This is a genomic window from Lysobacter sp. DMC97 (assembly GCF_056313745.1).
The window spans coordinates 206,968-218,745 of the sequence record NZ_JBQUZR010000006.1; the positions used below are offsets into that span (position 1 = coordinate 206,968).

General features: G+C 72.0%; 7 protein-coding genes. 4 read left to right on the forward strand and 3 right to left on the reverse strand.

The genetic code is table 11. The features are described 5' to 3' along the window. Positions 1–42 precede the first annotated feature (42 nt). Positions 43–1,290: an MgtC/SapB family protein gene (locus ACT53Q_RS14415; RefSeq protein WP_476187344.1), complete on the forward strand. Its 1,248-nt coding sequence runs from the start codon at positions 43–45 to the stop codon at positions 1,288–1,290. Between the two features lie 22 nt (positions 1,291–1,312). Here the strand turns inward: ACT53Q_RS14415 and ACT53Q_RS14420 are convergent, their stop codons facing one another. From ACT53Q_RS14420 to ACT53Q_RS14430, 3 genes are all read right to left on the reverse strand, one after another. After that, positions 1,313–2,053, reverse strand: a complete 741-nt coding sequence (locus ACT53Q_RS14420) for a murein L,D-transpeptidase catalytic domain family protein (protein ID WP_476187345.1) — start codon at positions 2,051–2,053, stop codon at positions 1,313–1,315. Positions 2,054–2,114: 61 nt separating this feature from the next. After that, positions 2,115–3,569, reverse strand: a complete 1,455-nt coding sequence (locus ACT53Q_RS14425; RefSeq protein WP_476187346.1) for a L,D-transpeptidase family protein — start codon at positions 3,567–3,569, stop codon at positions 2,115–2,117. A 58-nt stretch (positions 3,570–3,627) separates the two neighbouring features. After that, on the reverse strand, positions 3,628–3,981 hold the full coding sequence (locus ACT53Q_RS14430) for a helix-turn-helix transcriptional regulator (protein ID WP_476187347.1): 354 nt from the start codon (positions 3,979–3,981) through the stop codon (positions 3,628–3,630). A 310-nt stretch (positions 3,982–4,291) separates the two neighbouring features. On the opposite strand from ACT53Q_RS14430, the gene ACT53Q_RS14435 reads away from it, so the two are divergent. From ACT53Q_RS14435 to ACT53Q_RS14445, 3 genes are all read left to right on the forward strand, one after another. After that, positions 4,292–5,269, forward strand: coding sequence for an AfsR/SARP family transcriptional regulator (locus tag ACT53Q_RS14435; protein WP_476187348.1), 978 nt, complete (start codon positions 4,292–4,294; stop codon positions 5,267–5,269). A gap of 670 nt (positions 5,270–5,939) precedes the next feature. Further along, positions 5,940–6,290: a hypothetical protein gene (locus ACT53Q_RS14440; protein ID WP_476187349.1), complete on the forward strand. Its 351-nt coding sequence runs from the start codon at positions 5,940–5,942 to the stop codon at positions 6,288–6,290. 9 nt (positions 6,291–6,299) lie between these two features. Then, positions 6,300–11,735 carry an N-acetylmuramoyl-L-alanine amidase gene (locus tag ACT53Q_RS14445; RefSeq protein ID WP_476187350.1) on the forward strand — a complete coding sequence of 1,812 codons (5,436 nt, stop codon included), beginning with the start codon at positions 6,300–6,302 and terminating at the stop codon, positions 11,733–11,735. The last annotated feature ends 43 nt before the right edge of the window (positions 11,736–11,778 follow it).

An 11,778-nucleotide genomic window follows, 5' to 3' on the forward strand; every position in this document is an offset into this window, starting at 1 on the left:
CGGCGGCATGCAATCGCCGCCGCCGCGTTCTATCCTGCCGCGATGCGCACGCCCGAGACTGGAGAACTGCTGGGATACTGCGTCGCCCTCGCGGTGGGGCTGCTGATCGGCGTCGATCGCGAGCGCCACAAGGGCGAAGGCGCTGGCCAGGGCGCGGCCGGTGTGCGCACGTTCCTGCTGGTGGCGCTGGCCGGTGCCATCGCGCAGCGGCTGGGCGGCACGGGACTGGCGGTGGCCGGCGCCTTCGTGGCGCTGGCGGCGCTGGCCAGCTACCGCGGCAGCCGCGACACCGACCCCGGGCTCACCACCGAAGTCGCGATGCTGGTGACGTTCCTGCTGGGCGCGCTGGCGATGGTCGAACTGGTGCTCACCGCCGCGCTGGGCGTGGTGGTCGCGATCGTGCTGGCCGGCAAGTCGGCGCTGCACCGCTTCGTGCGCGAGGTGCTGACCGAGCAGGAGCTGCACGATGCGCTGATGCTGATCGCGGCCGCGGCCGTGGTGCTGCCGCTGCTGCCCGATCGCACGATCGATCCGTGGCAGGCGCTCAATCCATACAAGCTGTGGATGCTGGTGGTGCTGATCATGGCGATCAACGCCGCCGGCTACGTCGCGCTGCGCGTGCTGGGCCCGAGCGCGGGGCTGGCGCTGGCGGGCTTCGTCGGCGGCTTCGTGTCCAGCACGGCCACGATCGCGGCGATGGGCGATCGCGCGCGCGCGGCGCCGGCGCTGCGCGCGCAGTGCGTCGCGGGCGCGCTGTTCTCCAACGTCGCGACCATCGTCGTGTTGTCGGCGGTGATCGGCGCGCTGTCGCCGCCGATGCTGATGCGGCTGGCGTGGCCGCTGGCGTTCGCCGGCGCGGCGGCGCTGCTCGCGGCGGGCATCGCGCGCAGCCGGTCGACGTTCGAAGCGGTGGACGACCAGCCGGTCGCCGCCGGGCGGCCGTTCGAGCCGCGCCAGGCGCTGCTGTTCGCCGCGATCGTCAGCGCGATCCTGTTGTTCTCCGCCATCGTCCACCAGTGGCTGGGCGATGCCGGCGTCACCGTGGCCGCGGCGCTGTCGGGCTTCGCCGACCTGCATGCGGCCGCGGCGTCGACGGCGCAGATGGTCGCGGGCGGCAGCCTGCCGGCGGACACCACCGGCGTGCCGGTGTTCGTCGCGCTGGCGACCAACTCCTGCAGCAAGCTGCTGATGGCGTGGCTGCGCGGCGGCAGCGGTTTCTTCCTGCGGGTGCTGCCGGGCGTGGCGCTGATCGTGGCCGCGTTCGCGGCCGGGGCGTGGCTGTCGGGCTGAGCGTGCGGCTCGGCGAAGCAGGTCAGCGGCTGCCGCCGCGGCCGCTGGTTGTCGGGGCGGTGGTGCCGCCGGCGGCGTACTTCGCGCGGCAGCGGAAGAACCGCGACTGGGTCAGCCACTGCTGGTCGGGGTAGTACGCGAACACCAGCTGGCCGTCCTTGAGCGCGTCGATCATGCCCTCGGCCACCGCCGGGCGCACGGCCGGGCAGCCGTAGCTGCGGCCGAGGCGGCCCTGGCGCTGCGCCATCTGCGGATCGACGTAGGTGGCGCCGTGCATGACGATGGCGCGGTCGCGGGCGCGGTCGTTGAAGCCCGGTTCCAGCCCGTCCATGCGCATCGAGACGCCGTTGTGCCCGGTGTAGACCTCGGCGGTGGAGAACAGGCCGAGGCTGGACTGGTGGCTGCTGTCGAGGTTGGAGAACGCCGTCGGCAGGTTCTCGCCGCTGGCCCGGCCGTGGGCGACGTATTCGTTGTAGAGCACGCGCGGCGCGGACAGGTCGAACACCCACAGCCGGCGCTCGGTCGACGGGCGCGAGTAGTCGATCACCGCCAGCCGGCGCGGGGCGGGAATCGTGCCCGACGCGGACGCGCATTCGGCCGATTCCAGGGCCAGCGCGAGCACCTGCGGGTCGGCCTCGGGGGCCAGTCGCTGCAGCTGGGCGAGCAGGGGATTTCCACGTCCGCCGGCGTTGTCGGCCCGCACGGGGGCGGCGACGGCGGTCAGGACGAGGGCGGCGGAGGCGAGGGCGATGAGGGGGCGCATGGGCCGAGCATGCCCAAACGCCCGCTGAAGGAAGTGAGAAAAACGTGAAACCGCGAGGGTTTCACGCCGACTTCGGCGGGTTCGTGATCGGCGGCGTGACCGGCGTCACGGCCGGCGGCGTCTTCGGCATGGCCGGGACGGGCGGCGTCGCCGGGGGCTCGGGCGTGGTCCGCCGCAGCGGGTCGTCGGTGACGATCACCGTGGTCCCGGCCACCAGCGTCTGGTGCAGCAGCAGGGCGAAGGCGGGGTCGATGCGCAGCCGGCCGGCGCTGATCGGGTCGGGCTCGATGACCGGGGCCGGTGCCGGCGTCGGCCTGGCGGCGGACGCGGTCGGCCTGGTCGCGGCGACCGCGGGCACCGACGCCGTGACCATCGGGATGGCCTGCCAGCGCAGGACCGGCGGCGGCGGGACGGGCAGCGGGGCGATCGGCAGCGGGCTCGGCGCTTCGGACGTCACGACGGTGGGCGTCGCCGGTGCCGGGACGGGCACCGCGGAAACCGGCATCGACGGGATCACGGGCGTGGCGGGCGTCGTCGCCGGGTCGGCGCGGAGCGCGTAGGCGCGGGTGCCGACCCACGGCTCGCCGACGATCTGCACCGGCGCATGGCCGATCTCGACGCCACCGCGCATCACCACCAGACGCCCGTCGCGGGTGCCGACGACGGCGGTCAGCGGGCCTTCGGGCGCGCGTTCGGGTGCCCACAGCGTGGTCAGCGCGTCGCCCGCGGGATCGCGGGCGGCGCCGGTGGCGACGGTGACCGGCGTCAGCCAGCCCGGCGCGGCGATCTCGGCCGGCGTGGTCTTCGCGTCGGCCACCACCACCACGGTGCCGCGGCGCACGGTGCCGAACAACTGCTCGGCGAACGCCAGCGGCAGGCGCACGCAGCCGTGCGAGGCCGGATAGCCGGGCAGGTGGCCGGCGTGCAGCGCGGTGCCGTCGTACGACAGCCGCAGCATGAACGGCATCGGCGCGTTGTCGTACTTGTTCGAGTAGTGCTCGGCCTGGCGCTCGATGATCGGGAACACGCCCGCCTGCGTCTCGTAGCCGCGGCGGCCGCTGCTGATCGTCGACACCGCGATGCGCACGCCGTTGCGGTACACGTGCACGCGCTGTTGCGGCAGGCTGACCACCAGCACCACGGGGCCGGCGGGCACCGCGTCGGGCGTCCACGTGAACTCGCCCGGCTTCAGCGCCATCACGCCGTAGGCCGGCGGCTTCGGCTTCGCGGGGCGCGCGGCGGGTTTGGGCGTGGCCGCGGCGGTCGGCTTCGCGGCGGTCGCGGTCGGCTTCGGCGCCGTCGCTGCGGCTGGCCGGGCGGCCGGTGTGACGGCGGCCGGCGGCTTCGACGCAGGCGTCGCGGCCGGGCGCACGGCGGGTTTCGCGGCCGGCGTCGGCACGGCGAGCGGGCGGGGCGCCGGCACGGACGTGGTCGCGGGCGGAGCGGCCGACAGCGGCGCGCCGACCAGCGATGCGCCCAGCAGGCAGGCGGCGGTCAGGATCGAACGGGGAGGCATGTGCACAGTGTGCCATGCGCGCCCGTCCACCGGCCGCGGAAAGGCGTGTTTCATGCGCTCACCCTGCCAGAACATCCAGGATCTGCAGCGCGATGCGGCGCTTGTGCGGGGGCAGGCGGCGGAAGCGCGCCAGCGCCTCGCGCTCGTCCGGGTCCAGCGCGTCGTCCTCGGCTGCCGGCGCCGGCGGCTCGGTGGCGCTGAGCATCGGCCCGCGCGCGGTGGCCAGCCATTCGGTGCAGGTGCCGGTCTCGATCGCGATCCGCAGCAGGTGCGGCATGCTCGGCACGGTGCCGGCGGGATGCTCCCACTGCGTCACCGCGCTGCGCTTCACGCCGACGCGCCGCGCCAGCTCGGCCTGGCTGAGCCTGGCCGCGGTGCGTGCACGGCGGATGCGAACGGGAAGCGCGTTCATCGTGATCCTCGCATCGTGGTCCTCTCCCGTGGCCCTGCACCGGCGATCCGCATCCCGCGGGGTCTGCCGCCGCTTGTACGGTTCCACTGTCCCCGCTGTTCGCGCATCCGGACACGCAGGCGAAATGCAGTGGAATGGCGGCGCACCGTGTCCAACGGAAAGCACGGCTGACCGCGGACGTGCCGGTGCGCGCGGCCTGTCGCGCGGGCTTCCCGCGTCTGCTCTCAGGCCTGATCGACGATGGCCGCGCAGGGGGCGCGCCACGCCGACGCCATGCCGCCCCGTGCGGCCCATGCCAAGGACAAACAGGATGTTGCGGATCTGGTTGTTCGGCTCCCTCAGCGTCGCCGACGAGACCGCCGGCGAACGGCTCACCCCCGTCACCGGACGCTGCGGCAGCCTGCTGGCGTACCTGGCGCTGGGCCGCGGCCACTATTTCAGCCGCGCCGAGCTGCTGGGCATCCTCTGGCCCGAGCGCATGGCGGCGATGACTGCGGGCTCGTTCAACACCGCGCTGTGGCGGCTGCGACGGATGGTCGAGTGCCCGCCGCACCGTCACGGCCAGTACATCGCCAGTGACCGCCGCGGCGCGATCGGCCTGTGCGGCGCCGGCGACGTGTGGCTGGACATTGAGGAATTCGAGCGCCGCATCGCGCCGGCGCTGGCCAAGCCGATCGAGCAGATCGTCGACGCCGACGTCGCCGACCTGCGCGCCGGCGTGTCGCTGTACAAGTCGGACATCCTGATGGAGTTCAGTGACGACTGGGCGCTGCGCGAGCGCGAGAAGCACCGCCGCCACCATCTCAACGCGCTGTGGCGGCTGATGCAGGTGGCGACGATCCGCCGCGAATGGGCCGAAGGCATCCGCCACGCCCAGGCGATCCTCGACTGCGACGCGCTGCGCGAGGACGTGCATCGCGAACTGATGCAGCTGTTCGTGCTCAGCGGCCAGCGCGCGCAGGCGCTGCGCCAGTTCGAGACCTGCCGCGACCTGCTGCGCCGCGAACTGGCGATCCCGCCGATGCGCGAGACGCTGTCGCTGTACCGGCAGATCGCCGACAGCGCCTTCGCCGAACCGCCGCCGATGCAGGCCCCGCTGCGCATCGAACTCCCGTCCGCACCGCCGCCGGCCCCGCCGCCGCTCGCGCTCGCCACGGCTGCGTTCCCGATCGCCGGCACGTTGCACGAGATGACCGCCGATCCCCGCGACGGCATCGCCGCCGCCCGCCGCCACCTCGCCGCCGCCGACGCGCAACTCGAACTGAGCCTGCGATTGCTGGATTCCTGAGCGACGCGCGTCCGGTCGCTGCTTCGGCGTGGCACCAACCACCGACGAGGTGGTCGGTGCGCCGTCGTGCAACCCGCAGATCCCTCGCCTGCGGCTGGGGATGAAAATGAAGTGTGGCTGGCGAGGTGATGTCGGGAACATCCCGGCGTTGTCTTCTTGGCTCTTGTCGCGTTGGTGATGTCCGCGACCCCGCGCTGGTCTTGATCTGCCGGGGCCCCTGGTCGCGACGGGCTTCGCGGATGAGGCCCGCAGGGCGCGCGGCAGGAGGCCGCGCGTTTTTCGACCAGCACAGGGATGTGCTGTCGAAAAACCCCGCGGAGCCCGTGTACCCGACGCACAGCGTCGGGCGCGACCGACGGGGTGTGCTTTCTTTGGGTCACCCTTTCTTTGCACAAGCAAAGAAAGGTGACTCGCTCGCGGCAGCGAGCGAAACCAAGGAATGACAGCAAGGCGATCAAAGCTGGGTCCCGGCGTTCGCCGGGATGACGGCTGGAAGGGCCGCGCGCTTAAACGCCAAACGCCGCCGCCGGTGGACATCACACGCCCCTCACCCGACATCACACGCCCGCCGACCCCGATGTGATGTTCGCGTGATGTTCGCGTGAGAGGCCGGTGACGCGGCCGGCGCACAGTCGGGCCACGCATCGAATCCACCGGGTGCCCCATGGCCTTGCTCGAGGACCGCACCGCCGTCTTCATCGTTCGCATCTGGTGCGAGCGCGGGGACGACTCCGCGCCGGCGCCGGAATGGCGCGGGTCGGTCGAGCACGTGCAGAGCGGCCGGCGGGTGTTCTTCCGTCACCTGGATGCGGTGCAGGAGTTCATGAAGCCGCACCTGGAGACGCTCGGCATTGATGCCCAGCAGCGCTTCTGGGAACGCATTTCCTCGGTGATGGACGACGAGCGCGAGGACGACCCCGCGCTGCCGCACGCCGCCGGGTCGCGTCCCGCGGAAATCCGTTTCGATCTCGGGTCGGTCGTGGCACGCGATGCCGCCGATCCCGCAGGCAAATCCCGCTAGGAGTCCGTCATGGCCGTCATCCGTGCCAACCGCGAGTCGATCGATGATCGTTTCAGCGTGCTGGGATTCACCGTACGCTCCGAACTGCCGCTGTACGAGATCGCGGTGGCGACCGAGCCGGAACTGCTGCGCCCGGACCAGCGCGCGCGCCGCAACGCGCGCAACTTCTTCACCAGCCGCCTGCAGCGGGTGATGACCTCGCAGCGCGGCGAGTCGGTGTACCTGGTGCCGCCCGACGCGGTGGCGCGGTTCATCGGCCAGTCGCGGTTGTACTTCGGCCTGGCGACGTATCGCGAGAGCGACCGCAGCGTGCCGGTGTCGCTGCGCCTGCCCGACCGCGGCACGATGTACGTCGGCCTGACCGGCCTCACCGAGCGCGGCTTCCGGCGCAGCCTGCGCGGCGCGCCGACGTCGACCTACGGCAGCGTCACGCCCGAGCTGGGCTGGGGTGGCGACAGCGCGTCGCAACCGCCGCCGCCGTCGCGCGACGAGGATCGCGCGCCCGCCGCCACGAACGGCGCGCGCGCGGCCACGCCGTCCGTCGGCGGTGCGCCGGCGCCGTACAGCGATGGCTATTCCGACGACCTGTGGAAGCAGCCGCCGGCCGCGCCCGCGCCGGTCGCCGAAGCGCCGCCGGCCGCGGCATCGCCCGCGCCGACCGCGCAGGGGCTGATGTACCGCGGCAACGGCCGCGCGACCGCGCGCTCGCTGCTGATCTCCTCCGACTACCACCCGAGCAACCTGTGGGACGCGCTGCGCGCCCAGGTCGGCTTCTTCGTCGACAGCGCGATGTGGTACCTCGGCGTCGGCGACACCACGGTGATGCCGCACGCGGCGATCTGCCAGATCCGTCGCCCCGACGGCACCGAGGAAGGCGCGCTGCACGGCTCCGGCTTCTTCATCGGTCCGCGTCTGATCCTCACCGCGGCGCACGTCGTCGACGGCCAGAGCGAACTGATCGTGGTGCCGGGCAAGAACGGCGGCGGGACCGGCGGCGCCACCGAGCCCTTCGGTCGCTTCCGCGTCACCCAGTTCCGCAAGCACGACAGCTACGGCGTCAACGGCAGCGATTTCGACATGGGCCTGATCTGCGTGCCGGCCGCGAACGCGGTGGGCGCGGGCCAGTACTTCGACCTGGTCGAGGAACTCACCCAGAGCCGTCCGGAAGGCGTCGTCGTGAGCGGCTACGCCGCGCGCTGGTACGCCAACGACGCGATCGAGCACTTCGTCAACGACACGATCGATCCGAACCGGCAGCACATGATGGGCGGTTACATCCGCGACCTGCCCACCGACGAGACCTTCAGCTACAACATCCAGACCCTCGGCGGCACCAGCGGTTCGCCGGTGTACTGGATCGAGGACGCGGCGACCGGGCCGCGCGCGCACATGGTCGGCGTGCACGTGGCCGCGCACGACGCCACCACCAACCTCGGCTGCCGCATCACCGCGCAGAAGCTGGCGTGGATCCGCCAGATCGCGTCGGGCTGGGGCCAGACGGTCTCGTTCTCGCTCGGCGCCCGCGGCGCGCGCGCGCTGTCGGTCGAGGACGACGACGCCGACCACGACATCGGCGCCGCCATTCCCGATGCGCCCGCCAGCGCGGCGCAGGGCTGGGCCGGTGCCCGCGGCCTGACGCTGACCGCGCCGGAATACCCGCAGGCCGATCGTTTCGAGCCGGCGAATCCCGGCAACTACCGCGCCGTCACCGGCACCCGCACGATCGACAAGGTCGTCATCCACATCACCGACAGCGGCGCGAACATCAGCAGCCCGATCAACTGGTTCAAGGACCCGCGCGCGAAGGTCAGCGCGCATTATGTGATTGGCCAGGACGGCACCATCGTGCAGATGGTCGCGCACAACGACGTGGCCTGGCACGCGGGGTCGGCCAACGGCACCAGCATCGGCATCGAACACGTGGCGAACACGCGCGGCCTCAATCCGACCCCGGCGCAGATGTGCGCATCCGCGGCGCTGGTGACGTGGCTGTGCGACACCTACGGCATCCCGGCCGACCGCCAGCACATCCTCGGCCACAGCGAGGCCGACAGCCGCACCACGCACACGTCGTGCCCGAACGCGGTGTGGGACTGGACGTACTACATGGACATGATCACCACGCGCACGTGCTACGTGCCGGCGAGCATGAGCCCGAACACCGGCGCGCAGTCGCTGGGCCTGCGCGCACCGGCGCGCATGCTGGCCGACGACGCCGGCGACGATCCCGACGCCTACGGCATCGGCATGGACGAACCGGTGGAAGCCGAGACGATGGCGCAGGGCCTGCGCTACGCACGCGGCCTGACGACCGAACAGCCGGACTATCCCGGCGCCAGCCGTTTCGTGGCGGCGGCGACGGGCAATTTCCGCCGCGGCCGCCGCCGCGGCTCGACGGTGGACCGCATCGTCATCCACATCACCGCCGGCGGGCCGAACATCGACGGCACGGTGTCGTGGTTCCGCAATCCCGACGCGAAGGTCAGTTCGCACTACATCGTCGGCCGCGACGGCGAAGTGGTGCAGATGGTGCGCAACGCCGACACCGCCTACCACGCCAGCAGCGCGAACTCGCGCAGCATCGGCATCGAGCACAACGGCAACAAGCCGAGCCGGCGCAATCGCCGCGACCTGCCGCCGACCGAGCGCCAGTACGAGGAATCCGCGAACCTCGTCGCCTGGCTGTGCGCGCAGTACGGCATCCCGGCCGACCGCGAGCACATCGTCGGCCACCACGAGATCTCGCCGGGCGACAACCACGACTGCCCGACCGACTACTGGGACTGGGACCACTACATGACCTGTGTGGGCGCCGCGGTCGCTGCGCTCGCGGCGGCAAGCGCCCCCGCGCCGGCAGCGCAGGGCCTGGGCTACCGCGGGTACTCGCGCGCGCAGGAACTGCTGACGCCGTTCTACGACCCGTCCAACCCGTACAGCGCGCTGACCTGCACCAACGACGCCTTCAGCCAGCAGCGCGAGGAGTGGTACGTCGGCGTGCAGGACACTTCGTCGTTCCCGCATTCTGCGATCTGCTTCCTGCGCATGACCGCGCCGGACGGCAAGCAGTACACCGGCACCGGTTTCTACATCGGCCGCAACCGCATCCTGACCTGCGCGCACAACCTGCACGGCATGAGCACGGTGCAGATCGTGCCCGGGCGCAACGGCGCGGGCACCGCGCCGTTCGGCGAGGCGACGATCGATTCCAGCCAGTGGCGCGTGGCGCCGCGCTACACCGGCAACGGCAACTGGGACAACGACCTCGCGGTGATCGACAACGCGCCGATCGCGGCGCCCAACGACGCCTGGTTCCAGTTCCTGCAGGCGACGCCGGCCACCACGATGCCCCTCGCGGTGTGCGGCTATTCCGCGGGCTCGAACCTGCATCCCGAACTCGGCTCGATGACCGACCGCAACCGCCAGCACCTGCACGGCGGCCACGCGCAGGGACAGGCCACGCCCGAGACCATCGACTACGACATCCTGGCCATCGCCGGCGCCAGCGGTTCGCCGGTCTACACCGTGCGCGACGAAGGCAGCGGCCTGCAGGCGTACGTCTGCGCCGTGCACGTCACCCGCGGGCCGATCGATCCGGGCACCGGCGGCGCCAGCGTCAACCGCGCCTGCTTCCTCACGCCGACCAAGCTGGACTGGATCGAAGGCCGCGCGGCGAGTTTCTCGCTGGGCGCGCCGTCGCGCCGCGTCTCGCGTCCGCTGGGCGACGCGTTCTCGGTGCACTGGACCGACGTGCCGATGACCTACCAGACCAGCGACATGTCGTGCTGGGCCGCGGCCGCGTCGATGGTGGTGGGCTGGCGCGACCAGCAGTCGATCCCCGACAGCGTGATCGCCGAGAAGGTGCCGGTGTTCGATGCCTTCAATCGCGGGCTCTACGGCCGCGAGCGCGGCTTCGTCGCCGCGGCGTGGAACCTCTACGCCGAAGCGCCGGCCTCGTACACGATCGAAGCCTGGCGCGACATGCTCGTCAACGATGGCCCGCTGTACATCGACCAGGTCGTCAGCGGCAACAACGATGCCGGCCACGTGCGCGTGCTCGTGGGCATGAGCAGCGGCGGCGCCGCCGACGGCTCCGACACCGTGATGTTCATGCACGATCCGGACCGCGGCCAGATCCGGCTGTCGTTCGCGGAGTTCCTGCGCCTGTACGAAGGCCGCACCGCCAGCACCGGCGGCTACCTGCAGTTCCAGATCATGCATTCGGGCGGCGTCGGCAATCGCCGGCCGGCGTCGGCCTCGGCCTTCTCGCTCGGCACCGGTGCGATGCCGGTGCGCACCGCGCGTGCGCTGGACAACGACGGCCCGGCCGACTATCCCGTCGCGCTGATCCCGCAGCCGGACAAGAACGCGTGCTGGGCGGCGTCGATGGCGATGCTGATCGCGCACCGCCGCCAGCAGTCGCGCACGCCGGAGTCGATCATCAACGAGATCGGCGGCAGCCTCGCCACGTCGTACGGCTGGGAGCTGCTGAACGCGGCGCGCGATCGCTACGGCTTCCAGGTCATCCCGCAGCCGTCGAACGCGAGCATCTACCACACGCCGCGGCAGTGGGCGACGTGGCTGAACACGTTCGGCCCGCTGTGGGTGGTGATCGTCGGCGCGCCGCACGCGGTGGTCGTCGCCGGCATCCGCGGCAACCTCGACGACGCCAACGCGGTGCAGGTGAAGATCCTCAATCCGTGGGACACGCGGGTCGCGTTCGACAACGATCCGGTCGCCTTCCACCCGGCGAACAACGGCTACGAGGACTGGCTGTCGTTCATGGATTTCGCCGGCGCGTTCGGTGACATGGCTGAGCCCGACTACGGCAACTGGCGCATCCTGCACCTGCCTGCCGCCGCGGCGCAGGCGCAGTCGCTGGGCACCGGCGGGCGCGTGGTGCGGCTGGCGTCGCCGCCGCCGCCGATCCGCGCGCTCGAAGCCGCCGGCGAGCGCGACGAGGCCATCGATCCCAGCCGCGTCGCCGGCACCCGCATGCGCCGCACGATCGGCGAAGCCGGCGCCTGCCGCTGGTCGCTGGACCAGCTCGAAGGCCTGAAGTCGCCGGCGTCGCCGTCGATGACGGTGAGCTCCGCCAACGCCGGCGACGTGCGCATCGCGCTCGACGACTGGCCGGCGATCGAAGGCGCGCCGACACCGCTGCCGATCACGCTGAGCTTCCGCACGTCCAACGGCAGCCTCGGCGACGTGCGCATCACCGCGGGGACGCCGGCCAACCTGGCCTACGGCGTCGAGGTGGTGGCGAAGATCGAGGACTGCGCGGATGCCGACGGCGTCGCCCGGCTGCGGGTACGCGTGGACTACCGCTTCCGCGGCCTGGCCCAGGGCAATCCCGACGCCACGGTCGACCTCACCCTGCGCGGCGACGGTCGCTACGAACGCGAGAACGGCTGGCGCAACGCTGAGGCGCTGAGTCCGGCGGCCTGATCGCATGACGATGACGGCATGGCGATGACAGCACGGCGACCGC